This is a genomic window from Hornefia butyriciproducens (assembly GCF_009695915.1).
GTDB lineage: Bacteria > Bacillota > Clostridia > Peptostreptococcales > Anaerovoracaceae > Aminicella > Aminicella butyriciproducens.
Window position 1 is genome coordinate 329,289 of the sequence record NZ_VUMZ01000001.1, and the last position, 22,945, is coordinate 352,233.

Genomic DNA, 22,945 nt, shown 5'->3' on the forward strand with positions numbered 1-22,945 from the left:
AATTTATGCTCATCCATCGAATCAGTGCCCACTAAGTCCGACGGGAACTTAATGAACTGATACTGATTATACAACATTTCCTTCTATTCTACAACATAAACATAATTTTGTTTTCTGGGCGCAGCTTTAGGCTGGCCGCCCTCCGCATAACCCAGGATCACGTGACCGATGCCTTCATAATCCCCATCAATTCCCAGAGATTTTAAAAGCGCTTTTCCGTATTCGCTTTCAAATTCCTCCTTTGCGCGGAAAATATAGCAGCTGTCAACCCCAAGATCTTTTGCCGCCAGCATCAGCGTTCCCATTACCAAACTTCCATCATACAGGTATGTCGGTATTTCTCTGTTCGCAAGGACTACTAGAACATCCTTCGCCCCATAAAACGGATCCGTTCCCGGCTTTCCCATGATTTCCGCATTCTGCTTTGAGAGCTCATCCCGCACCATATCATTCTTTATCTGGAGAATAATCGGCGACTGCTTCCCCATTCCTGTAGGCGCATATGTTCCCGCCTCAACAATCCGGTCGATGACCTCCTGCGGAACACGTCTGTCCTGATATTTCCGCACGCTTCTTCTTTCTTTGATTACCTGAATCGTATCACTCATGTTTAAACCTCCATTCCTGTATTTCAGCGCACATCCGTTCTGATGAGAGCCGGATGAGTCTGGACCTCTTAACGTCTGCCGCTCGCCAGAATACGCATAGAATTAATGATACAGATTATCGCTACACCGACATCTGCGAAAACGGCAGCCCACATATTGGCAATACCGAGTGCCCCAAGGATCAGCACAAGGATTTTCACCGTCAGCGCAAACACGATGTTCGCCTTGACGATGCGCAGCGTTCTCCGCGCGATTCCCACGACGCGCGGGATTCTCCGCAGGTCGTCATCCATCACGACGATATCTGCCGCCTCAATTGCAGCATCCGAACCCATGCTCCCCATCGCGAAACCAATATCCGCCCGGGTGAGTACCGGAGCATCGTTGATTCCGTCTCCGACAAAACCCAGTTTTCCTTTGTCACCCTGTCTCTCCAGAAGAGACTCAACTGCCTCGACTTTGTCACCGGGAAGAAGTTCCGCATGCACCTCGTCGATACCCAAAGTTTCCGCTGCCTCCCGTGCCGCGGCCTCCCGATCCCCAGTCAGCATGACGCACTTCTTTACACCCGCCTGCTTCACCTCGGAAATGGCCTCCGCGGCGCCGGATTTGACCGTGTCCGAGATGACGATGCTCCCGAGGAAGCAGCCGTCAACTGCCTCGTAAATCACGGTTCCGCCGCTTTTCAGTTCTTCACATTTGATGCCGTACTGATGCATGAGCCGGATATTGCCGAGAAGCACTTCCTTTCCGTCCACCTTTACGTGAATTCCGTGTCCGGGAATTTCCTCCGCGTCGCAGACGCGGCTCATGTCCGGCGTGCCGCCGTACGCGGCACGAATTGATTCGGCGATCGGGTGGCTGGAATAGCCTTCGCCGAGCGCCGCAATCTCCAGCAGCCCTTCCTTTGTCGCAGTGCCCGCGGGATGAACAGACTGCACGGCAAACTCTCCCTTTGTCAGAGTCCCTGTTTTGTCAAACACAAGTGTCGTCATGTCCGCAACCGCTTCAAGATAGTTGCTTCCCTTGACTAAAACGCCAATCCTGGACGATGCTCCAATGCCTCCGAAAAATCCCAGCGGCACAGATATCACCAGCGCACACGGACAGGAAATGACCAAAAATACACAGGCTCTCTGAAGCCAGTCGGAGAACGGAAGTCCAAAGGCCAGCGGAGGAATAACTGCCAGACATGCCGCGCCGATGGTGACAATCGGTGTATAGACCCTGGCGAACCGGGTGATGAAATTTTCGGTCCGGGCCTTTCGGCTGCCGGCATCCTCCACCATTTCCAGAATCTTGGATACCGTAGAATCTTCAAATTTCTTTGTTGCTCTGATCTTCAGAAGTCCCTCGCCGTTGACGCATCCGCTTATGACTTCATCGCCTTCTCCGGCACGACGCGGCACAGATTCTCCTGTCAGTGCGGAAGTATCAATCATGGAACTGCCTTCTGTCACCACGCCATCCAGAGGAATGCGCTCTCCGGGGCGCACCACGATCACATCTCCTGCCGCGATTTCCTCCGGATCCACCTGCACCAGCTGTCCGTCCTTCTCAATATTGGCGTATTCCGGACAGATCTCCATCAGATCGCTGATCGACTGGCGACTCTTCCCGACAGCATAACTCTGAAACAGTTCTCCGACCTGATAAAACAGCATTACCGCCAGCGCCTCATTATATTCCTGTACACCGAACGCTCCGAAGGTCGCTACGATCATTAGAAAATTCTCATCGAACACCTCGCCGTGACTGATGTTCCGCACGGCCTTCCAGAGAATATCATATCCCACAATCAGATAAGGAACCGCATAGATTCCCAGTGCCGTCCAGCGATTCTCAGTTACTGCAGCGAGCCGTCCCGTATGATCCAGTACCATCAGCACCGTGAACAAAACAGCGGCAGTGATGATCCGGATCAATGTCTGCTTTTGTTTCTTTGTCATCACCCTCACCTACATGATAATTTTTGTACCAGCATCCACTTTCTCACAGCACTTCTGCGCCTGCTGCATAATTTCGTCGAAGCGGTCATCATCTGCATCGATGGTAAGCTTCTGCGTCATAAAATTCAGACTGGCCTCATGCACTCCCGGAATCTTCCGGATAGCAGCCTCCATCTTCGCCGCACAGTTTGCGCAGTCAACTTCATTCATCTTAAATCTCTTCTTCATTTCTGTTTCCTTTCCGTCAGTATTGAAATTACTGTCTTCCCCATTAAATTAATGAGTGCCCGGCAGACAAGCATCTCTGCCCGCGAGGATGATTCTAACGCACGTTCGCGCGAGACGTATGCCAACGGGGGCGTCAAGAGCATGTGTCTGCGAGGCCAGTGTCCGCGAGGCGCCTGCACAATTGCCCGAACGCTGGCGTCTATTCCAGGACATGCTCCATACCGTTATTGATAATTGTCTCTACATGCGCATCCGCAATGGAATAATACACGACCTTGCCGTCACGCCTGTTTTTCACAAGATTTGCCTGTTTCAAAACCCTCAGCTGGTGAGAAACCGCAGACTGTGTCATCCCCAGCAGCGCCGCAATATCACAGACACACATTTCAGCCTGAATCAGAGCACAAAGAATTTTCAGCCTCGTGGAATCGCTGAAAACTTTGAAAGTGTCGCTGAGATCCATCAAGGTATCTTCCCGGGGCATGCCGTTGCGAACCTTCCCGACTACATCTTCATGAATAGTGGTACAGTCACAGCGGTCAATATCTTCGATGATTCTGCTGCTCACGATTTTCCTCCTTTGCTGCTTCAGTTTCCTTCACTCTTGGATTTTCGCTTCTGAATATGATTCATAAACTTATATTTCTGATCCGTTCTTTTTACTTGTCCAGTTGATCGTATCGGGACCAGAGTCAGGACATGATCAGAACAGACAACGTTTGAACGGATGAACATTTGAATCATTGTTCAATTGAATTGTAGCGCTAACGACATTATTTGTCAATACTGATTCGAAATTTATTGCCTGCATTCAGCGCTTAGTACCCGCTAATTCCGGACTTAATAAGCAGACACTAATATAATCCGACAGCATTTTCCAACGGTTCTCCGGAAGTCCAATGCCGAAGATTCCGGCCCGCAATACGGACGATGCGTTCAAAAGTCTCATCTAGGTAAAACTGCCCTGCGACATGCGGTGTGATAAAAACGTTTTCCATGTCCCATAGTGGATCATCCGCAGGAAGAGGCTCCGGATCGGTCACGTCCAGACCGACACCGGCAAGAAGTCCTTCTGACAGTACTTTTTTGAGTGCAACAGAATCGACAGCGTTGCCGCGGCCCACATTAACCAGATAACTGCCTTTTTTCATCATGCGCAGCCGTCGCTCGTCCATTATACCACGGGTTTCTTCACCGCCGGGAAGAACCATTGCAACAAAATCAGCCCGACCGAGGACGCTGTCCAGTTCATCTGTTGTGCAGACCTCGTCAACACAGTCGGGTTTAGGTCCGCAGTTTCTGCGAACCCCAATCACAGCAGCCGCTCCCAGACCTTTTATTTTACGGGCAAAGGATGATCCGATATCACCTAGTCCCAAGACCAGAACAGTCGAGCCTTCAATCGAAACTATGTGTGTATTGGCCTCCCAGATATGCTCCGCCTGCTTGCGGTGATACTCGCCAAAATGCCGGATCATATCGAACAGCATGCCGATCATATGCTCTGAAACCGCAATGCTGTATGCACCGCGGGCACAGCAGATCTGCCAGTGGTCGGCGGCCCTGCGGGCCGCCACATATTCGTCCGCGCCCGCCGAATTCAGCTGAATCCATTGCAGCGCGGGCGCGGCGGCTGCCGCCGTTGGCCGGATGTTCCCAATCACAACACTGACATCCTCCAGATCCGAATCAACTACAAGCTCTTTAGGCTTATAGATAAATTCGCATTCCGGGGCACAGGATTCAAGGAATTTCCGGTGTCGCTCGCTGACCGGAAGTCCGACAAGCACGCGGTCGCCGGCGGTCGCCGATCCTGTCGATGCCGAAGTTGCCGTGGTGCTCGCAGGCATCATTTCAGTCGTCGGTGTTGCTGTCGTCGTGGGCGTCGCCGATATCGCCGGTTCAGCTGCCGGCGGGACTGAAAGCCCGGTCGGTTTTCTTTTGTTCATAGCTCAGTCCTTCTTCAGCGCCACTGTTCCAGTCCTCTGAATATCCTTGATTCCGAAGGGCCGTACCAGCTCGATGAAGTTCTCCACCTCGTCAGGGGCAGCGTGCATTTCGATAATCATGTTTTTCGGGCTCATGTGAACGATTCTGGCCTTATTAATCAGACAGATTTCAAAAAGCGAGCTGCGGTTCGTAGCAGAATACGAGACCTTGATCAGCATCATCTCCATGCAGACACACTGGTTTTCCTCGAGACGCCGCACCTTGATAACGTCCAGTTTTTTGTTCAGCTGCTTCTCCACCTGATCGATGGTACGCTCACTGCCGGTGGAAACGATCGTCATGCTGGAAACATCATGGTGTTCCGTTTCCCCCACAGCAAGCGAGTCAATGTTAAATCCGCGCCGAGCGAACAATCCGGAAATCTGGGAAAGTACGCCGGCCTGGTTCTCTACCAGTACAGAAAATATTCCTTTCATCGCGACCTCCTATTTCACGTTGTTCTCGTCATCGACTTCAGCGACCATCAGGCAGGGCTCCTTCATCGAAAGGAACTTCTCCACCTGCTGCTCCACCTCGCTGTTATTCTCAATATGCAGATATTCCATGTCATATGCCTCGGCGATTCTGTCATATCGGGGAAGGTCGTAGAGACTGATCCCCTCATATCTGGATTTATAGGTGTTCATCTGATACTCGCGAACCAAACCCAGTACACGGTTTCTGACGATGACCACCTTCAGGGGAACATCGTTAACCCGGGCCGTCGCCAGCTCGTTCATACTCATCTGGAAAGCACCGTCACCGCAGACCGCTACAACCTGCCGGTCAGGCGCACACATTTTGGCGCCGATAGCGGCCGCAATCGAGTACCCCATGGTGCCCATACCGCCGGTGGTCAGGAAACGTCCCTTTTTCATGACGTAATTGTCCGCAGACCAGAGCTGATTCTGACCGACATCGGCAACGTAAATTGCATCCTCATTCATCTTCTCCGACAAAGTCTGAACAAGAAGGTTAGGATTCACCAGTTCGCTGCTGAACACGCGGGAATCAACTGTCCCGTGTTTGATATCCTCCAGTTCCTTTACCCAGTCGGTGGTATCGATGTGGATATCTTCCTTCAGCAGCTGGCTGAAAATATCCCGGACATCGCCTACCAGCGGAATCGTCGGACCAAGATTTTTTCCGATTTCCGCCGTATCGATATCGATGTGAATGATCTTCAGCTTGCTTTCCAGATTCTTCGGTTTCGCTACGGCGCGATCCGCCACCCGAGCTCCCACGATGATCAAAAGATCGCTTTTGCTGACCGCTTTGTTCGCATATGGTTTCCCGTTGTTGCCCAGCATGCCGAAATACAGCGGGTGATCCTTGGGCATAACGCCCATCCCCATCATGGTGTGGACCAGAGGGATCTGATTTTTTTCACAGAACCTGGTCACCTGATCCTCGCCGTTGCCCAGAATCACGCCGCCGCCGGCACAGATCAGCGGATGCTTCGATTTGTTGATGGCCGCCACCACCTTCCGCATCTGCTGGCGGTTTCCGCCGGCGCTTGGCGGCTTGTAGCCGCGAATCCGAACTTCAATGTCACTGTAATTAAATTCCTTTGTCATCATCGCCCGCTGGATATCCACCGGAATATCGATAAGAACAGGACCCTTGCGCCCTGTATTGGCAATATAAAAAGCCTCCTTGAAAATCCGCGGGATGTCATTTACATTATTGACCAGATAACGATATTTGGTAAAGGACTCTGTCGCGCCTGTGATGTCTGCCTCCTGGAAGACGTCACGTCCCAGAAGACTGCTGTCCACCTGCCCGGTAATCGCGATAATCGGAATACTGTCCGCATAAGCCGTTGCCAGAGCGGTAATCAGATTGGTTGCGCCCGGCCCGGAGGTCGTGACGCAGACTGCCGGCCGGCGGGAGATCCGGGCCATTCCGCTCGCGGCGTGCCCTGCCGACTGCTCTCCCCTGACCAGTACATGCTCGATTTCAGAATCATGCAAACCGTCGTAAAACGGTGCAATTGCAACGCCCGGATAGCCGAACACCGTTTTGATGCCCTCCTCCTCCAGACATTTCACCATTGCCTGTGCTCCACTTAACATTTTGTCACCTCGTTTATATTAATTCATCGAGCATCTGCCCGACTGTTTTCTGTCTTTTCGGATCGTACCACTCCGGTTCGATCTCCGCAATCGGCCTCAGTACGAACTCCCGATTGTGAAGATCCGGATGGGGGACACGGAGGTCATCGTCATCAATGATCTGATCTCCGTAGTAAATTATATCAAGATCGATGGTTCTAGGTCCCCAGTGAATAGTCCGTACCCTTCCCAGCTCCGCTTCAATCGTCAAAAGTTCCGCCAGCAGGCGATGAGGAGAAAGGCCGGTTTCAATCTCCAGAACCATGTTCAGGAAATTATCCTGATCTGTATACCCGTATGCTTCCGTCTCCATTATTGATGAGGCTTTTGTGATATGACCCGCTCTTCCTTCGATTTCCTCCCAGGCCCGGCGCAGATACATCTCCCGGTCCCCCATATTGGAACCCAGCGCGATGATTGCGACCGTCGCGGGCTGCTTTGCCGCGGCTGTCCCGGCCGGCGCGGGCTGTTTCTTCTCCGCAGAGGGCATCTTTGTCGCAGATGTCTCAGCCGTCGCTGGCTGTTTCTCCGTCCCGTCAGACTTCTTCATCGCAGTGCCTCCATCATGCGGACCGCGTCGCAGTTCTCCTTCACGTCATGGACCCTCGCCATCTCTATGCCGTGCAGCTGCCCGTACAGAGTCACCGCAATGGTTCCGTACAGGCGATCCGCCGGATCCTCTTCGTCCAGCAGCGCGCCGATAAAGGTTTTCCGTGATACCGCCAGAAGCTGCGGGCAGTTCAGGTCCGCAAAACGATCTATATTCCGCAGCAGTGTCATATTATGCTCAAAGGTTTTTCCGAATCCGATTCCAAGATCGATGATGATTTTCTCACGGGAAATTCCTGACGCCACGGCGTAGTTGATCTGTCGCTGCAGATAATCATACACCTCCTGCACAACATCGTCATAGTGCGGATCCTTCTGCATTACATCCGGTCTGCCTCCGGTGTGCATCAGAATCACCGGAACGCCGGCTTTCGCCGCCACCGCCGCCATGTTTTCGTCAAAGGTCAGTCCGCTGATATCGTTGATGATGTCCACGCCGGCAGCAACGGCCGCTTCGGCGGTTTCTGCGTTATAAGTGTCCACCGACAGCAGAATCTCCGGGTGTTTCCTCCGGATAGTTTCAATTACAGGGCAGACCCGGTCGATTTCCTCGCGGATCTCCACCTTTTCCGCGCCGGGGCGGGTCGATTCTCCTCCCACATCGATAAACGACGCACCTTCCTGAATCAGGCGGTCTGCCCGTTCCACAGCCGCCTGTGTCTCTGCAGTTCTGGAGCCTGCGAAAAAAGAATCCGGCGTGACATTGATGATCCCCATCATCTCCATGTGCGCGAATTCCTTTCTCTCTCCGTTCTTTAAAAGAAAATGTTTCATACTACTCCTGTCATATCTCCTCTCCGCCGGTAACCATCGCGTAGGCGGAATGGTTGTGTATGCTCTCCAGGCTTTCCACCTCGATGCAGTATTCCTTCACATCCCGCATTCTGTCCACACGGAGCTTGGCCTCCCTGCACACATCCTCCACGAACCGGGGATTATCATAAGCGTGTTCCGTCACGTACTTTTCATCCGGCCGCTTCAGTAGAGAATACACCGGCGAGCTTGCGCTCTGTTCCGCGATCTCCACCAGATCCTCAATCCACATGAACTTCTTGCGGCGAATCTGAATCGAAACATTAGCGCGCTGATTGTGCGCCGAGTACTCCGAAATTTCCTTGGAGCAGGGACAAAGAGTCGTCACCGGCGTGATCACCTTCATGTCGAACTCGAAATCATTGCCCTCCAGACTCGCACTGTACTCCACCTGAACATTGATGAAAGAAGCCAGCCTTGTGACCGGCGACTCCTTTTCTATAAAATAATCGAACTTCATCCGCACAAAACTGCTCCGGGATTCCAGACGCTGCTGAATACTCTCCAGGATATTTCTCATGTGCTTGAGGTCCATCCGCCGATTCTCCTGGATGATATCGACGAAACGGGACATATGTGTGCCCCGCAGGCTGGCGTCGAGTCCCACAAGCAGACTGATGTCCGCCGCGGTACTGAGCCATTCTCCGTTTTTGTTGCAGATCTCCATCGGCATCCGGAAATCCTTGATCCCCACCTGATTCAGATAAATCTGTCTCCGATCCGGCTGATTCTGTACGTCCTTCATGCTTCCTCTCCGTGATAAATAATCCCTGATGTCTTTGTCTCCCACACCTGGATCTCACAGAGATGCGCATTCTCTGTCTTCACCAGCGGGGCCAGCCTGTTCCAGATGTACACCGCGATGTTTTCTGCCGTCGGCTGCTCGATAAATTCATTGATATAGTGATGATCAAATTCATCCAGAATGTGCTCCTTTACGAGGTTTTTCAGATCCACAAAGTCATAGATCATATCCTCAGATCCCCGGATTCCCTCCAGTTTCACAACCAGCTTGTAGGTATGCCCGTGCAGGCGCTCGCACTTTCCGTGATAATTGATCAGATTATGAGCCGCGTCAAATTCAAATTCCTTTACTAAAATCATTCGTCATTCTCCAAAGCTTTTTCCTTGCTACCCATTTTACTATAGCGTCTTCCCTTTGTCCAACCTATATTTTACAATTCAGTGCCCGGCAGGAAATTACGGCTCACAGATTTTACAGGGGTCATAGCCTTTTTGAATCAGACTCTTGCGGCTAGTCTTCACCTTCTTCCGGTTGGATGGCTTCATCCTCTTCACGGCACTGCAGCTGGGGTAATGGAATTTTTTCGTATTCTCGTTCAGGATGTAGGTCCTTTTGGCGTTGCTGTGACTGCTGCCTCCCGGATTTTCCTCGGCGGCGGCGTTTTTCGCGCGCACTATGCCGGTCGAATAATCAATTTTGTATCCGTCCATGACATTGAACACATAGACATTATACTGCAGCCCCGCATTTTCCACGGATCTGGCCTCCATGTGAACTCCTCTGGCCACAGGTTCCTTTCCCTTGAAGACCGGTGTCACACGGTAGAGAACATGATTTCCGGTCTGACGGACATAGTTCAGCACCTGTTCTTCGAAAATCCACATGCCTCCGCTCACGTTCAGCTGCGCGGATCCGGTGATGAGGTTCCGGGGATTGGCGTTTCCCCCTCCGAGGCTGAAAGCCAGAAGGTGACACCGCTGCCAGCCCTGTCCGCTGACCCATCCAGTAGGATGTACCGAACTGATATCGCCGCGTTCCTCTCTGGGCAGCGTCTCAGAGGACACACTGGCGGTCACCGCCGTACAGCGACCCCTGTCATCCAGCTTACCGAACGTGATATACGCGTTCCGGGCCCGAGTCACCTGAGCGTCGGAGAAATTCGGTTTATTGCCGTGCAGCACCGCATAGCCCTTCCCTTTGTACTCCATATTGGCCAGCGAACGGACGAACCTCTTCGTGACCGTCCTGCTGTATCCGGAACGGCTTCCTTTTCTGTACGCACGTATCCGGAAGGTGTAGGTCTTCCCGGACTTCGCTTTTTTATATACAAATTTATTTGCAGAGGCCGTGCCGGCTTTTTTGTATTTCCCTCCGGTTTTCACATAAACTCGGAAAGTGGTATCCTTCGTCGGTTTCTTCCAGGTCAGCCGGACTCCGGTGTACAGATTCGTCGCCTTCACCTTTGTCGGCGCCGCGACACCCGATGCAGCGCTGACTGTTGCCGGATCCGTTCCCGCAAGCGACAGCGCTGTAAGAACGGCGATCATCAGTGTCAGAATTCTTTTCAGATATACATTTCTCACATTCACAATATTTTTCTCATCCTTTCAGTCTTTTCTCTTTCTTCGATGGCGTTCTTTTCCTATGGAAATTTCCCAGAACCTGCTGCTGCGGAAGCTTTTTCTGCAGATTTTCAGTCTTTTTCCTTTCTTCGATGGCGTTCTTTCCCTATGGTGCTCCCTCACAGAAGGTTCCTGCACAGTTCTTCAATCCACTCTCTGCGGGCAAGAACGTCAATCCAGTCGGAAGGAATCGCGTCAAACCCGTACCAGACGCCTGCCAGTCCTCCCGCCACCGCCGCAACGGTGTCCGTGTCCTCCCCCAGATTCACCGCCTTCAGCACACAGTCCCGATAGCTTTCCGTATTTAGAAAACACCAGACCGCCGCCTCCAGCGTATCCACCACATATCCCGAGCTCCGGATCTCCGATTCCGGCAAATCCGCCAGAGCCTTCAGATCCGCCATCCGCCGGTAGGTGTCCGTTTCCTCTGCAAACGGAGAACGGCTGTAATCCTTCAGTGCTCCGGAAACCGCGGCAGCCGCCAGGTTCATTTTGTTCCCTGTCATCGCATCGATGAGCGCCGCCGTAAGCCGGGCGTAAATCCCGCAGGCAACCATGCAGCGCGGATGCCTGTGCGTCAATGCAGAAGCGTTATGAATCCCTGTAAGATCTCTGATCTTCCGATCTCCGTCCCGAATCGCCACGAGCACAAAGGGCATAATCCTCATCAGTGAGCCGTTGCCGTTGTCCCGCTCTCCCGTTCCTCCGCATTCCAGAGGCGGCGTACCGTCCAGATAACGGATAATCGCCCGCCGCGTTGCTTCGCCCATGTCAAAAGTCTCCCGGTACGGCGTATAATCACCCTTCTGCGCCCAGGCCGCGAACCGTTTCATGATATCTCCGTAATCCACGCCTGCGGACAGGCTGTCCAGCGCCGCCAGTGTCATACTGGAGTCATCCGACCAGGTTCCCTTTGGCTGGTTATATGTCCCATACTCCCGCATTCCCGTAACAGGATCTCTGCGTCGGTCCTCACGGACGCTGAACTCCACCGGAACACCCAGTGCGTCCGCCGTGACCACGCCGAAAATCGCGGATTTAACATCATAGGCCGTCATATTGTTAAACTGCATTGCCATTGTCTCTTTCTCCCTGTCTGCTCTATCTTCTCATTTTTCTTTTTCGTTTTCCTGCTTACGGTGTTCTTGCTTCCACTCCTTGATCTGCTCGTAACGCTCTTTATATCTGGCCTCCAGTCCCTGCTCCGTAGGATGGTAATATTCCTTTCCGATCAGGGAGTCCGGCATGCACTGCAGCGTCGTTATCTTTTCCTTGTAGTCGTGAGCATATTTGTATCCCACACCGTAGTTCAGCTCCTTCATGAGCTTCGTGGGTGCGTTGCGGATCTGCAGGGGAACCGGCTCCGCCAGACTTTTCAGAGCGTCTGCCTTCGCCTCATTATACGCCTGTTCCATGGCGTTTGACTTCGGGGACAAAGCACAATACACCACGGCGTGGGTCAGGTGCACGGAGCATTCGGGCATGCCTATCAGCCGACAGGCCTGAAACGCTGCAACACAGACCTCAAGCGCCCGGGAATCCGCCATCCCGATATCCTCACTGGCGAATCTGGTGATGCGCCGCGCGACATAGATCGGATCTTCTCCGGCCTCCAGCATCCTCGCCAGCCAGTAAACAGCTGCGTCCGGATCGGAATTGCGCATGGACTTATGCAGCGCGGAAATGAGATTGTAATGCTCCTCTCCGTTCTTGTCATACAGCAGCGACTTTCTCGACGTACACTGCTCTACGGTTTCCTCCGTCACCGTGATCGTGTCTCCGTCAACATCGCCGTTCAGGACGACCATCTCCAGCGTAGAAAGAGCGTTTCTGGCGTCTCCGTTGGAAAAGGCGGCAATCGCCTCCAGATAGTCTTTGTTCATCACCACATGCTGATCTCCGAAGCCTCTGGGATCATCCAGCGCTCGCTGCAGAAGTTCCGTAATGTCCTCCTGCGTCAGCTGCTGGAGCACAAACACCTTGCAGCGCGAAAGGAGCGCGCCGTTCACCTCGAAGGACGGATTTTCCGTGGTTGCGCCGATGAGCGTGATGGCACCCTTCTCTACAAAAGGCAGAAACGCATCCTGCTGCGCTTTGTTAAAGCGGTGGATCTCGTCCACGAAGACGATGGTCTTCTCCCCGTAAAAGCGGTTTTCATCCGCCTGTTTCATGATGCTGCGAATCTCCTTGATCCCGCTGGTCACCGCGGAAAACTCGATGAAGGAGGATCGCGTACGATGAGCGATAATCTTGGCCAGAGTCGTCTTGCCTACACCGGGCGGTCCCCAGAAAATCATGGAGGAGACCTGATCCCCTTCTATCAGACGGCGAAGAATCTTTCCATGCCCGAGGAGATGGTTCTGTCCCACGAACTCATCCAGATCCCGGGGGCGGAGCCTGTCGGCCAGCGGTTGGTTGACCGATGTATTGTTAAAAAAAGTCTGTTGTTCCATATTTCTTCTCCCGCGTATAGTATAGCACAAAAAAGGAGTTTCTGTTTGATGTTGCGGTATAAATCGAGTATAATCAGGTTAACAGGAAAGGAGCTGAAATCTATGGCAAACGATGTAATTTTCACAAATGAAGTAATTCTTCAGTGGCTGCAGTACTTCGCAGAAAACACCCCCATCGATCTGGAGCAGATCAAGATGATGGATGTGACAAAGAAGAACAAGAATCTCATCCCCACTGTGGAGTCGCATAAAGCGGTTCTGGCCTTCATGGAGGCCGGCGATACAGAAATTTTCTATCATATGTGGAACGCGGGCCTGGGCGGCTGCGAGGTCTGGTACAATGAAGGTTCCGATCCGACAGGCCCCATCAAGCACGACGATGTGCGCTTCATGATCGACCGTGGAATCAACGCCTCCGCCGGCATGCTGGTGGTCAACCCGAACGCCGTCAGCACCTACAAAAGCGGGCTGGGCGACCTTTCGGTCCGTTCTTCCTCCAGTCAGGTGGGTTCAGAGCTGCGCAACATCATCCTCAGCAAGATGCATATCGACGCCGAGGACACCGTCTGCGTCGTGGGCGGCGAGATTATCGCCATCGACGCGGCCTTCCAGGCAAACGAGGGAACGGTCATCGCCGTGGAATACAACCACAAGCAGAGGGAAGCGCTGGAAGATAATATCGACTACTTCGATCTGCGCAATGTACAGATTGTGGATCACGTGGACAAAGATACTCTGGCCGCTTGTCCGGTGCCTGACATCGCCTTCATCGTCGCCTCCGCCAGCATGGAGCAGGAGATTCAGTGTCTTATGGAACTGAACCCCCATATTATCCTGGTAGTCTACACACTGGATTTTGTGGAGGCCGGTCAGCTTAAAAATGTGTTTGAGGCGCACGGGATCAAAGACCCGGAGGTTCTGCAGGTCGCCATCTCCAGACTGGGTCCCAAGAACACCTTCGAGATTGAACCTGCGCCCTGGATCGTCTCCGGACGCAGAGAAAAGGAATAGTGTTTCCTCGCATATATCACACAAGTACTCAGATTCACGGAATCAGAGCAGGCTCCGTATGGCTTCGCTGTTGAGAAACGCCGCGAACGCAGACGGCACTGTGTAAATTTCCTCCAGGTCTGTGCGGGACGCGGCTACATAGTCTTCAGGAAGAGGAAGCGCGGACAAGCCGTCAGCAAAGACGTCATAACCGGTCATGCGCCATTCCACGTGAGAGAAAACGTGCTTTGCCGGCGGCAGTTTCCTGATTTCCGTCGGTTTTAAGCCGTGTTCCTGCAGGAATTGAACGGCAGAAGACTTTGTCAGGACGCCCTCTGTGCCCGGAAATTCCCAGAGCCCTGCCAGAAGTCCCTTGTCCCCTCTGCGGTGCAGGAGAGCGCGAGATGAGTCATGAATGATGAAGACAGTGCGTTTCTCCACGCGACGCGACGCCTTCGCAGGCACGACGGGGAAATCGAGTTCACGACCGTCCAGATGCGCCGAACAGCGCCGGCTCCAGGGACAGCGGTCACAGTCCGGCTGCCCCTTCGGCAGGCAGACGGTCGCACCCAGATCCATAAGTGCCTGATTATAGTCGCCGGGCCGCGTCCGGGAAATCCGTTCAGCATAATAGGCCCGGGCGGATTTTACTGTGGCAGGTACTTTGATGTTGTCTGCCGAGGCCGTTTTTCGCGCCCAGACCCGCAGCAGGTTTCCGTCCACAGAGGGCACAGGCTGACCGAAAGCGATGGAGGCGATGGCTGCCGCCGTGTATTCACCGATACCGGGGAGGCGCACGAGTTCTTCCGCGGTTTTCGGCATTTCGCCGCCGCAGCGTTCCTCAATTTCCACCGCAGCCTTATGCATATTGCGGATGCGGCTGTAATATCCGAGTCCTTCCCACAGTTTCAGATAACAGTCCTCATCAGCCGACGCCAGAGCGTGAATATCAGGAATTTCCCTGAGGAATCGCGCGTAGTGTTCCCGCACGGCCTCCACCCGGGTCTGCTGAAGCATGATTTCGGAAAGCCAGACATGATACGGCGTCGGCTCCTCACGCCACGGCAGAATTCGCCGTCGGGCGTCATACCATGATAATAATTGTTCCGTTTCTTTCTGGTCTTTCATATCTTCATTAGTTATCAAAACCCCCTGCGCCGGGAGCAAAGTTCCGACGCCAGGTGGATCTCAGTTTAGTCTGTGACTTCGTTTTCGGCCGCCACCAGGAATGCGCCGCCGTACATTTCCCGAAGCTTCGGTTTCTCGATTTTGCCGGTGGCGTTGCGCGGAACATCGGCGAAGATGATGCGAACCGGTCTTTTGTACCGCGGAAGCTTCATGCAGTACTCGTTAATCTGCTTTTCGTTACAGGTATAGCCTTCCTTGACCTCGATGACAGCTGCGGAGATCTCTCCCAGACGCTTGTCCGGAAGACCGATGACCGCCACATCCTTTACCGCGTCATAAGTATGGAGGAAATCCTCAATCTGAACCGGATAGATATTCTCGCCGCCGGAGATGATGACATCCTTCTTGCGATCCACCAGATAGTAAAACCCGTCTTCATCCTGCTTGGCCATGTCTCCGGTATACAGCCAGCCGTCCTCCGACAGAACCTCCGCTGTTGCTTCGGGATCTTTGTAATATTCGATCATAACAGAAGGCCCGCGAACTGCAAGCTCACCCACCTGACCCTTCTTTTGTTCCTTCCGGCTCTCATCGACGATCTTTGCCTCCCAGCCGAATCCCGGAACGCCGATAGCACCCACCTTGTCGATATTCTCCACGCCGAGGTGCACACAGCCCGGTCCCAGCGACTCCGACAGACCGTAGTTCGTATCATAGAGATGATGCGGAAAGTATTCCTTCCAGTGACGAATCATGGAAGGCGGCACCGGCTGCGCTCCGATATGCATCAGACGCCACTGCTCCAGATTATAGTCCTCCAGTTTCAGTTCTCCCCGATCCAAAGCATCCAGAATATCCTGCGCCCAGGGCACCAGCAGCCACACGATCGTGCAGCGCTCCTCCGAAACAGCATGAAGAATATCCCTTGGTTTTGTTCCCCGCAGAAGCACCGCGCGGCTGCCGGAGATCAGACTGCCGAACCAGTGCATCTTGGCTCCCGTGTGGTAGAGGGGAGGGATACAAAGGAAAACGTCCTTTCTGGTCTGTCCGTGATGGTGCTGCTCCACCTGACAGGAATGCATCAGCGCCCTGTGTTTGTGAAGGATCGCCTTGGGGAAGCCGGTCGTACCGGAGGAAAAATAAATCGCGGCGTAATCGTCATCTGTGATTTTCACATCAGGCGCCTTGCTGGAGTAGTTTGAGGTCTGGAAGATGAAATTCTCCGCGAAGGTCGGGCAGGACTGTCCGAAATACAGCAGCAGCCTCCCCGGGCCGATGTTGGGAACGATTTCCTCCACCCGTCCGATAAATTCATCGCCGAAGATCAGCACGCGAATATCGGCGAGATTCACACAATACTCAATTTCATCGGCAGCATAACGGAAGTTCAGCGGTACTGCAACCGCCCCAGCCTTCAGAATGCCGAAATAAATCGGCAGCCAGGACAGGCAGTTCATCAGAAGAATTCCCACCTTCTCACCCGGGCGTATCCCCCGGGTGATCAGATAATTCGCCACCCGGTTCGCTTTTTCATCAAAGACCTTCCAGGTGATTTCCTCCCGGTACTTATCGGTGCGCGCGGGCTCGATCAGCTCGTATTCCCTCCATGTCGTCAGCTTCGGCAGAGAGACGGACGGATTCAGCTCCACCAGCGCCACATCGTCCGGCCACTCCTTTGCGTTACGCTCCAGATATTGTGTAATAGGCATAATAAATCAATTCCTTTCCTGTTCGTTAACCACTATAGTAGTCTTTTCCCCGTACAAAGTCAATGTTTACACCGCAAGTCCCCTGGGTTTCTCCGCAAGCTGCATAAAATTCAGCTGTGCCGTAGCACAGAGCTCGCCGCTGTCAAAATCGCTGACCCGCGCCAGTGCACTGATCATCCTGCCGCCCACATGGGTATATTCCACACGGATCCGGAAATTCTCACCGTTCAGCGCGCGCAGATAACTGACGCTCAGATCCACCGTAGTCACGAAATGCCGGGTGACTGCCACAGCCCCCGTCCCTGTACAGTAATCCACCAGCGATGAAATAATCCCGCCGTGGATCCCTCCGTAAGGATTGCGATGTTCCTCCTTCGCCTGATACAGAAAATCCGCAAACGGCGCCGGCTCCACGCCGCAGTCCATATACCGGACGCCCAGCGCCGCATTAAAACGCTCCGGCTGAAGCGCCGCAAAGCCCAGAGTTTCCTTCAGATATCCTTCAAATTCCTGTTTTGTCAATTGCCCTCCTCCTGTACCGAGCCGCTTATACCAGCCCGACAATCAGTCCGACAACGATTCCGATGGCCGCGCCGACAACAACCTCCGGAAGCGTATGCCCTATTTTCTCAACAAAGGGACGGTCGTACAGCGGATCCTCTCCGGCTTCAATTCTCTGCCTCCTCTGTTCGTTCAGTACCTTGGCCTGCCGCCCCGTCTCGTAACGCACATTCATCGCGTCATAAACCACGACGATAGCGAAGAACATCGCCATGGGGAACTCAAAGCCTCCCGGTCCGTACACTGCTGCCGCCGAAACAGTCAGTCCGGTTACCGTCGCCGTATGACTGCTTGGCATCCCTCCGCCGCCTGTCAGCCGCTCCTTTGAAAACCCGTATCTGATGCTTTCAAAGAGAATCTTGCTCCCCTGTGCCGCCGCCCAGGAAAAGACAGCCGCCAGGAACACCCTGTTTGTAATCAGCTCAAACAAAAAAATCCTCATAGCACTTCTCCCTTCAGTGAATTATCTTACCACAAAACTTGACCCCCCGCCACATAATGGTTACAATACATTTGATAATCGGAGGTGACAAACATGAAAAGAAACCAGATCGAGCTGACCGAGCATGCGCTCATCGTAAACCGCAGGAAAACTGTTCCGCGCCGGAATATCCGCGCGCTGTCCTGGTGCCCGGACTGTCTGATTCAGCACGGCGGCAGAGAGACAGATGACCGCGACCGCAGTCTCGTTCTGGCAGCGGATCTCGCCGCACCCGCCGGAAGACTTCTGAACAAAGATCCTTTCATTGTCCTCCCTTTGTCTCCGGACACGGATTCCTCCGCCCTGACAGACTGGGCCGGAGATCTCTTCCGGGATCACGCGGATACAAAAGATTTTTCTGCCGACTCCGTCGTCGTCGAGGCAAAGATAAAAGTCAATGATTATACAAAGGCTGCCACCGCAGGTACTAACGCCTATGGCAAGATTGGAATGACCAGCCCGATTATCGAAACCGAGTTCAGCATTCCCGACGGAAACATTCATATCCATTATCTCGGAACCAGCAGCAAAATGTATTTCAGCCGGTATTTCCGGGAGAATCCGGAGCATGATTTCAATTTCCACGGTGCCGAACTTCTGCGGCCTGTTCTCCGCCTTCATTACGGCCGCATCACGGCAGTGATGGAAATGGAATATCCAAGTATAGAACGGGACGAGCACGGAAGTGGAATCTGGCAGGTGCACGCAGAAAAAAGCTTTACCGCAGTTTCTGATGCATGTGCCTGGCTGCGGACGCTTCACAGCAAAACAGCGCCGCGTCCAACAGAATATTCCACTGAGGACGCAGCGCCGCATTTTACGAAATCCGCTGTAACAGCGCTCCTCTCCAATCTGGATTCCCTTTACAGAGCGGGTATCCTTTCAGAGCTTGAATATCAGGCGAAGAAGGAATTGATCCTTTCCCTCGCTAACTGAACAGATTCCCGACATTATACAGTACCGTCAGCACAATCATGAAGCTTACCAGTCCGCAGGAAATCACAGTTCTCGTCAGCGACGGGCGTCTTTTCGCCTGAGGATTCTTATACTGACGGATCTCGAAGAAGATGAATCCGACCAGAAGCGGCAGGAACAAGATCGACAGCTGCCCATAAGTCATGAACTTATATTGCTGCGCCATTGCCACGATGAAGAGGCAGACTACGAAATACAGGATCACCAGTCCTTCCATCAGCTCGGTGCGGGATTTTCTCTTGCTGTCCTTTTCATTCATTTCATTGTTCTCCTTTAATTCAGCATCCGTTTTATTCTTTGTCGGTTCGTTCATTCGAGATCACATCCTATTTCTCTTTGCCCGCTTATACAAGTCCCGGAAGAACTCTCAGACCGATGCAGGTCAGGACAAACATGATCACGAAGATGTATGCGCAATATCCCCATACCTTCTTCAGAGGTACATTGACAACTGCCAGAGCCGGTATCAGGTACAGCGGCTGCAGCAGGTTCGTGGCTTCATCGCCGTAGACGAAGGCATTCAGGATATCAGGCATGTAGCATCCCAGACTCTTTCCGAGAGGCAGGATGATCGGTCCCTGTACGATGATCTGACCACCCTGGGAAGGAATGAACAGGTTCAGGATACATGCGGAAATGTATGTAACGAGAGGCATCGTCGCCTGTGTCGCAATGTGTGACATCCCGTCGATGACGATCTGGCCGAAACCGGACATGGTCATCATACCCATGATCGCACCGTAGAACGGGAACTGAATCATAACGTCGGTGGAGAGGGACATGGAATCCTTCAGCGCCGCGATGAATTTTCTCGGCGTATTATACGCAAAGCAGTTCAGCGTGATGAACAGGAAGATCATGAAGTTCAGGTCCAGAGAACCCAGGAAACCCTTTGTCGCAAAACTCATGACAGCGTACACGATGCCGATCACGCCGACAATGTACATGATGATGCGGGAGCTGTTCATTCTCTCAGCCGGCGTCATCTCTTCCGGCTCCTCCAGCTGGATATCCGCATCAGCGATATTTCCGTGGAACTCAACGATTTCATTTTTCGGCGGAACGGTCATGATTGACACGATCATAACAACGACTGCCAGAACGAACCACAGGATCACGTTCATCGGGTTGTATGTCGTCAGATTCTGGGGCAGAACGCCGATGATGTTTTCAAACTGATGACCTTTTCCGGCTACCATCGCATATACTGTAGCCGACGGTCCCATGCACTGTCCGAGGATCATGGTCGTATATCCGGCCGCAACCATCATCGGGAAATGCAGGCCCTTCATATTCTTTGCCATACGCATGGCCAGAATCGGGGTGCAGACTGTGCAGAACGCCCAGTTGATGAAGGACGCAACATATCCGAAAATCATCATGACTGCCATGCAGCCCTTCGGAGTTTTCGCAATTCCCGCAAGTTTGTCAAGTCCTCTTCTGACAGACGGCGCCTTCGCAAATGTCGCGCAGACAACGACCATAATCGTCATCTGGAAGGCAAATGCGGACTGTGTCCAGAATCCGTCATACCAGTACTGAACCATGTTCAGGAATGTGGATTTGGTGAATATCCAGCCGAGCAGAAAGGTCAGGATAGCCAGAACGATACAGAATACGAATGCGTCCGGAATGATCTTTTCTGCCGCGAACTGGAACTTCTTTGATATTCTCCAGAAGATATTTCCCCTGTCTTGTTTTAATGTTTCAGCAGTAGGCATAGGTTTTTTCCTCCATAATTCTATTGATAATTGATAATGATAACGTTTATATCATCCATCAGATCCCGGGGGACCTGATGGATTGATCAGCTTCTGCCATCGTGCCGACAGGGCACCGGTACTATTTCAGGCCAAGGATCTGGCGGGCTTCATCCGGAGTGGCAACCTCGAGGCCGTACTCCTCAATGACTCTGACAGCTCTTTCAACAAACTGTCTGTTGCTGTCCGCCAGCTGTCCCTTTGCATACATAACGTTGTCTTCCATGCCTACACGGATGTTTCCGCCCAGAGCGATGGCAGCGTACATGATTTCCATCGCGCTGTGACCTACGCCGAAGGTGCTCCATGTAGAGCCCGGGCACAGCTGATCCATGGTTTCCTTCATGAATACCAGGTTCTTGACTGTTCCGGGGATTCCATTCGCACAGCCCATGCAGAACTGGAAGTGCAGCGGTGTCTTCAGAATGCCCTTCTTGACATAGTATGCAGCGTTGGCAATCATTCCGGGGTCAAATGCTTCGATTTCCGGCTTGGTGTTAGTCTCCTGGAACAGTTTTCCGAGGTTCTCCAGGAAAGTCGGGCTGTTCAGGAACAGGCCGCTGTTCAGCCAGTTCATGGATCCGCAGTCATAGGACGCCATTTCCGGCTTCAGTTCCTTGACGTGCTCCATACGGGTCTCGTCAGTCGCATAGATGTCGCCGGATGTGGTCAGATTCAGAATGATGTCGCAGTCAGGATGCTTCTCATGAATCAGATCAACAGTCTTCTTGAACTTGTTGTGATCCATGGTTCCGTTTCCTTCGTCATCTCTCATATGGAGATGGGCGATAGCGGCGCCGGCCTGCCAGCAGTCGTATACATCTTCACAGATTTCCTCCGGTGTCATTGGAACATTCGGATTGTTTTCCTTCTTCGGCCATGCTCCGGTCACTGCTGCTGTGATGATGCGTTTGTTCTTTAAACTCTTATCCATTTTATTTGCCTCCCGTCAAATTCTTATCTATATATTCTTTAATACAGTTACAAAATCAGGTTCGATGCTCTGCGGCACTGCAGAAAATATCGTCAGCGCCTGCTGAAGCCGACCGGATTTTATAGTCATACATTATTTATAGAGCATTTTAATCAGATATGCGTTCAGATCCTCGTTGCATTTCTTAATCTGCTCCGGCGTCCACTTGTAGAACCCTTCGCCGCTCTTGAAGCCCATCTTGCCTTCATCCTTCATCTTTGTAAGAAGCGGTGACGGCTCGTGACTGTCCTCAATGCTCTTCAGCACGTAATTATGGATGTTGTACGTCAGGTCGGTTCCTACCATGTCGGAATTCTCCAGAGGCGCAAGCTGAGGCAGCCGCAGTCCGAAGCTGTTCTTGATGGCTTTGTCCACAGTCGGCGCATCCGCGATACCGTGCTCTACGATGGAGATAGCTTCTCTCCAGAGGGCGTGCTGCAGGCGGTTCGCGATAAATCCCGGTACATCCTTGTTGCAGAGGCAGGGCTCCTTGCCGATATCCTTCATGAATTTCATTACAGTATCTGCTGTTTCATCACTGGTCGCATCAGTTCTTACTACCTCGACAAGAGGAATCAAGTGCCCCGGATTCCAGAAATGAGTGCCGACGAAGCGTTCCCTGTGCTTCAGGTTCTTGCTGATTTCAGAAGGACTCATCACAGAACTGTTGGTGCAGAAGATGCAGTCGGGTCTGCAGCGCTCCTCCAGTTTGGCGAAGGTTTCCTGCTTCAGCGTCATGTCCTCGAAAACCGCCTCGATTACCAGATCCGCATTCTTTACTGCGTCGCTGTCCAGATCTTCGGTGAAGTGAATCCTAGAAAGACGCTCGTCCAGCTCTGCTTCCGTGATGACTTCCGCCTCCACCAGCTGCTTCATGGTCTCGCGAATTCCGCCTTCCACATCCACCGGTCTGACATCATAAATCGTAATATTATGCTCCTTAACAGATGATGCGACAAAAGCAATGTTCTTGCCCATCAGGCCTCCGCCGCATACCAGTACATTTTTGATAGAACTCATGTTAACTTCCTTTCTGTTCCCATGTGTTATTTTTCCGTCCTCTCCCGGTCTGCTGTCGTCCCCGCGGTGTCCGCTCCGCACCGGGAATTGATTTCGATATTTGTATATAGCATGAATCGTGCCAACAAAGCCTTCATTTAAATTTCAAGGTTTCATCACATATCGGGCATTTTTTGACGATGCAAAAAAGCGACATGTCGCAAATTAGCAACAAAAAT

Annotated in this window: 24 protein-coding genes; 2 read left to right on the plus strand and 22 right to left on the minus strand. The window is 52.5% G+C overall.

Going from position 1 to position 22,945, the window contains the following annotated elements:
* Nucleotides 1-83: 83 nt before the first annotated feature.
* The 14 genes from FYJ64_RS01475 to FYJ64_RS01540 all read right to left on the minus strand — a co-directional run bounded on the left by FYJ64_RS01475 (nucleotide 84) and on the right by FYJ64_RS01540 (nucleotide 13,130).
* Complete coding sequence (locus tag FYJ64_RS01475; RefSeq protein WP_154573469.1) at nucleotides 84-608, minus strand: nitroreductase; 525 nt, start codon at nucleotides 606-608, stop codon at nucleotides 84-86.
* A 68-nt stretch (nucleotides 609-676) separates the two neighbouring features.
* Complete coding sequence (locus FYJ64_RS01480; RefSeq protein ID WP_154573470.1) at nucleotides 677-2,557, minus strand: heavy metal translocating P-type ATPase; 1,881 nt, start codon at nucleotides 2,555-2,557, stop codon at nucleotides 677-679.
* A 9-nt stretch (nucleotides 2,558-2,566) separates the two neighbouring features.
* Nucleotides 2,567-2,785, minus strand: a complete 219-nt coding sequence (locus tag FYJ64_RS01485) for a cation transporter (protein WP_154573471.1) — start codon at nucleotides 2,783-2,785, stop codon at nucleotides 2,567-2,569.
* A 199-nt stretch (nucleotides 2,786-2,984) separates the two neighbouring features.
* Entirely contained in the window at nucleotides 2,985-3,341 is a 357-nt protein-coding gene (locus FYJ64_RS01490; protein WP_427811072.1) for an ArsR/SmtB family transcription factor, read from the minus strand.
* Between the two features lie 298 nt (nucleotides 3,342-3,639).
* Entirely contained in the window at nucleotides 3,640-4,734 is a 1,095-nt protein-coding gene (locus FYJ64_RS01495) for a D-2-hydroxyacid dehydrogenase (protein WP_235897072.1), read from the minus strand.
* 3 nt (nucleotides 4,735-4,737) lie between these two features.
* Complete coding sequence (gene ilvN / locus FYJ64_RS01500) at nucleotides 4,738-5,211, minus strand: acetolactate synthase small subunit (protein WP_154573472.1); 474 nt, start codon at nucleotides 5,209-5,211, stop codon at nucleotides 4,738-4,740.
* A gap of 9 nt (nucleotides 5,212-5,220) precedes the next feature.
* Complete coding sequence (ilvB, locus tag FYJ64_RS01505) at nucleotides 5,221-6,849, minus strand: biosynthetic-type acetolactate synthase large subunit (protein WP_154573473.1); 1,629 nt, start codon at nucleotides 6,847-6,849, stop codon at nucleotides 5,221-5,223.
* 13 nt (nucleotides 6,850-6,862) lie between these two features.
* The gene (gene folK / locus FYJ64_RS01510; RefSeq protein WP_235897073.1) at nucleotides 6,863-7,438 is read right to left on the minus strand and encodes a 2-amino-4-hydroxy-6-hydroxymethyldihydropteridine diphosphokinase; all 576 of its coding nucleotides are present in this window, start codon (nucleotides 7,436-7,438) and stop codon (nucleotides 6,863-6,865) included.
* Nucleotides 7,435-8,271, minus strand: coding sequence for a dihydropteroate synthase (gene folP, locus FYJ64_RS01515; protein WP_154573474.1), 837 nt, complete (start codon nucleotides 8,269-8,271; stop codon nucleotides 7,435-7,437). Before folP ends, folK begins: the two co-directional genes overlap by 4 nt.
* A 10-nt stretch (nucleotides 8,272-8,281) precedes the next feature.
* On the minus strand, nucleotides 8,282-9,055 hold the full coding sequence (folE2, locus tag FYJ64_RS01520; protein ID WP_154573475.1) for a GTP cyclohydrolase FolE2: 774 nt from the start codon (nucleotides 9,053-9,055) through the stop codon (nucleotides 8,282-8,284).
* The gene (queD, locus tag FYJ64_RS01525; protein ID WP_154573476.1) at nucleotides 9,052-9,414 is read right to left on the minus strand and encodes a 6-carboxytetrahydropterin synthase QueD; all 363 of its coding nucleotides are present in this window, start codon (nucleotides 9,412-9,414) and stop codon (nucleotides 9,052-9,054) included. Before queD ends, folE2 begins: the two co-directional genes overlap by 4 nt.
* A 96-nt stretch (nucleotides 9,415-9,510) precedes the next feature.
* The gene (locus tag FYJ64_RS01530; protein ID WP_154573477.1) at nucleotides 9,511-10,644 is read right to left on the minus strand and encodes a DNA/RNA non-specific endonuclease; all 1,134 of its coding nucleotides are present in this window, start codon (nucleotides 10,642-10,644) and stop codon (nucleotides 9,511-9,513) included.
* Nucleotides 10,645-10,796: 152 nt separating this feature from the next.
* On the minus strand, nucleotides 10,797-11,756 hold the full coding sequence (locus FYJ64_RS01535) for an ADP-ribosylglycohydrolase family protein (protein ID WP_235897074.1): 960 nt from the start codon (nucleotides 11,754-11,756) through the stop codon (nucleotides 10,797-10,799).
* A 30-nt stretch (nucleotides 11,757-11,786) separates the two neighbouring features.
* Entirely contained in the window at nucleotides 11,787-13,130 is a 1,344-nt protein-coding gene (locus tag FYJ64_RS01540; protein WP_154573478.1) for a replication-associated recombination protein A, read from the minus strand.
* 102 nt (nucleotides 13,131-13,232) lie between these two features.
* On the opposite strand from FYJ64_RS01540, the gene FYJ64_RS01545 reads away from it, so the two are divergent.
* Complete coding sequence (locus FYJ64_RS01545; RefSeq protein ID WP_154573479.1) at nucleotides 13,233-14,141, plus strand: precorrin-6B methylase; 909 nt, start codon at nucleotides 13,233-13,235, stop codon at nucleotides 14,139-14,141.
* A gap of 42 nt (nucleotides 14,142-14,183) precedes the next feature.
* Here FYJ64_RS01545 and mutY read toward each other — a convergent pair whose 3' ends face one another.
* The 4 genes from mutY to FYJ64_RS01565 all read right to left on the minus strand — a co-directional run bounded on the left by mutY (nucleotide 14,184) and on the right by FYJ64_RS01565 (nucleotide 17,960).
* Nucleotides 14,184-15,266 (minus strand): A/G-specific adenine glycosylase, encoded by a 1,083-nt coding sequence (gene mutY, locus FYJ64_RS01550; RefSeq protein ID WP_206045494.1) that lies wholly within the window; start codon nucleotides 15,264-15,266, stop codon nucleotides 14,184-14,186.
* Nucleotides 15,267-15,313: 47 nt separating this feature from the next.
* Entirely contained in the window at nucleotides 15,314-16,957 is a 1,644-nt protein-coding gene (locus FYJ64_RS01555; protein ID WP_154573481.1) for a class I adenylate-forming enzyme family protein, read from the minus strand.
* Between the two features lie 66 nt (nucleotides 16,958-17,023).
* On the minus strand, nucleotides 17,024-17,479 hold the full coding sequence (locus FYJ64_RS01560) for a PaaI family thioesterase (protein ID WP_154573482.1): 456 nt from the start codon (nucleotides 17,477-17,479) through the stop codon (nucleotides 17,024-17,026).
* Nucleotides 17,480-17,504: 25 nt separating this feature from the next.
* A complete protein-coding gene (locus FYJ64_RS01565; RefSeq protein ID WP_154573483.1) occupies nucleotides 17,505-17,960 on the minus strand; it encodes a divergent PAP2 family protein in 456 nt (151 codons plus the stop codon).
* Between the two features lie 93 nt (nucleotides 17,961-18,053).
* On the opposite strand from FYJ64_RS01565, the gene FYJ64_RS01570 reads away from it, so the two are divergent.
* Nucleotides 18,054-18,935, plus strand: coding sequence for an SHOCT domain-containing protein (locus tag FYJ64_RS01570; RefSeq protein ID WP_154573484.1), 882 nt, complete (start codon nucleotides 18,054-18,056; stop codon nucleotides 18,933-18,935).
* Here the strand turns inward: FYJ64_RS01570 and FYJ64_RS01575 are convergent.
* From FYJ64_RS01575 to FYJ64_RS01590, 4 genes are all read right to left on the minus strand, one after another.
* Nucleotides 18,928-19,287, minus strand: a complete 360-nt coding sequence (locus tag FYJ64_RS01575; RefSeq protein WP_154573485.1) for a hypothetical protein — start codon at nucleotides 19,285-19,287, stop codon at nucleotides 18,928-18,930. The genes FYJ64_RS01570 and FYJ64_RS01575 overlap by 8 nt on opposite strands.
* A 31-nt stretch (nucleotides 19,288-19,318) precedes the next feature.
* Nucleotides 19,319-20,695: a short-chain fatty acid transporter gene (locus FYJ64_RS01580; RefSeq protein WP_154573486.1), complete on the minus strand. Its 1,377-nt coding sequence runs from the start codon at nucleotides 20,693-20,695 to the stop codon at nucleotides 19,319-19,321.
* Nucleotides 20,696-20,816: 121 nt separating this feature from the next.
* Complete coding sequence (locus tag FYJ64_RS01585) at nucleotides 20,817-21,668, minus strand: beta-keto acid cleavage family enzyme (protein ID WP_154573487.1); 852 nt, start codon at nucleotides 21,666-21,668, stop codon at nucleotides 20,817-20,819.
* 132 nt (nucleotides 21,669-21,800) lie between these two features.
* The gene (locus FYJ64_RS01590) at nucleotides 21,801-22,727 is read right to left on the minus strand and encodes a 3-hydroxyacyl-CoA dehydrogenase family protein (RefSeq protein ID WP_154573488.1); all 927 of its coding nucleotides are present in this window, start codon (nucleotides 22,725-22,727) and stop codon (nucleotides 21,801-21,803) included.
* Nucleotides 22,728-22,945 lie beyond the last annotated feature (218 nt).

Coding starts and splice junctions, on each gene's coding strand:
- FYJ64_RS01475 (WP_154573469.1), bottom strand. CDS start 608: ATGAGTGATACGATTCAGGTAATCAAAGAAAGAAGAAGCGTGCGGAAA.
- FYJ64_RS01480 (WP_154573470.1), bottom strand. CDS start 2,557: ATGACAAAGAAACAAAAGCAGACATTGATCCGGATCATCACTGCCGCT.
- FYJ64_RS01485 (WP_154573471.1), bottom strand. CDS start 2,785: ATGAAGAAGAGATTTAAGATGAATGAAGTTGACTGCGCAAACTGTGCG.
- FYJ64_RS01495 (WP_235897072.1), bottom strand. CDS start 4,734: ATGAACAAAAGAAAACCGACCGGGCTTTCAGTCCCGCCGGCAGCTGAA.
- ilvN (WP_154573472.1), bottom strand. CDS start 5,211: ATGAAAGGAATATTTTCTGTACTGGTAGAGAACCAGGCCGGCGTACTT.
- ilvB (WP_154573473.1), bottom strand. CDS start 6,849: ATGTTAAGTGGAGCACAGGCAATGGTGAAATGTCTGGAGGAGGAGGGC.
- folK (WP_235897073.1), bottom strand. CDS start 7,438: ATGAAGAAGTCTGACGGGACGGAGAAACAGCCAGCGACGGCTGAGACA.
- folP (WP_154573474.1), bottom strand. CDS start 8,271: ATGAAACATTTTCTTTTAAAGAACGGAGAGAGAAAGGAATTCGCGCAC.
- folE2 (WP_154573475.1), bottom strand. CDS start 9,055: ATGAAGGACGTACAGAATCAGCCGGATCGGAGACAGATTTATCTGAAT.
- queD (WP_154573476.1), bottom strand. CDS start 9,414: ATGATTTTAGTAAAGGAATTTGAATTTGACGCGGCTCATAATCTGATC.
- FYJ64_RS01535 (WP_235897074.1), bottom strand. CDS start 11,756: ATGGCAATGCAGTTTAACAATATGACGGCCTATGATGTTAAATCCGCG.
- FYJ64_RS01540 (WP_154573478.1), bottom strand. CDS start 13,130: ATGGAACAACAGACTTTTTTTAACAATACATCGGTCAACCAACCGCTG.
- FYJ64_RS01545 (WP_154573479.1), top strand. CDS start 13,233: ATGGCAAACGATGTAATTTTCACAAATGAAGTAATTCTTCAGTGGCTG.
- FYJ64_RS01555 (WP_154573481.1), bottom strand. CDS start 16,957: ATGCCTATTACACAATATCTGGAGCGTAACGCAAAGGAGTGGCCGGAC.
- FYJ64_RS01565 (WP_154573483.1), bottom strand. CDS start 17,960: ATGAGGATTTTTTTGTTTGAGCTGATTACAAACAGGGTGTTCCTGGCG.
- FYJ64_RS01570 (WP_154573484.1), top strand. CDS start 18,054: ATGAAAAGAAACCAGATCGAGCTGACCGAGCATGCGCTCATCGTAAAC.
- FYJ64_RS01575 (WP_154573485.1), bottom strand. CDS start 19,287: ATGAACGAACCGACAAAGAATAAAACGGATGCTGAATTAAAGGAGAAC.
- FYJ64_RS01580 (WP_154573486.1), bottom strand. CDS start 20,695: ATGCCTACTGCTGAAACATTAAAACAAGACAGGGGAAATATCTTCTGG.
- FYJ64_RS01585 (WP_154573487.1), bottom strand. CDS start 21,668: ATGGATAAGAGTTTAAAGAACAAACGCATCATCACAGCAGCAGTGACC.
- FYJ64_RS01590 (WP_154573488.1), bottom strand. CDS start 22,727: ATGAGTTCTATCAAAAATGTACTGGTATGCGGCGGAGGCCTGATGGGC.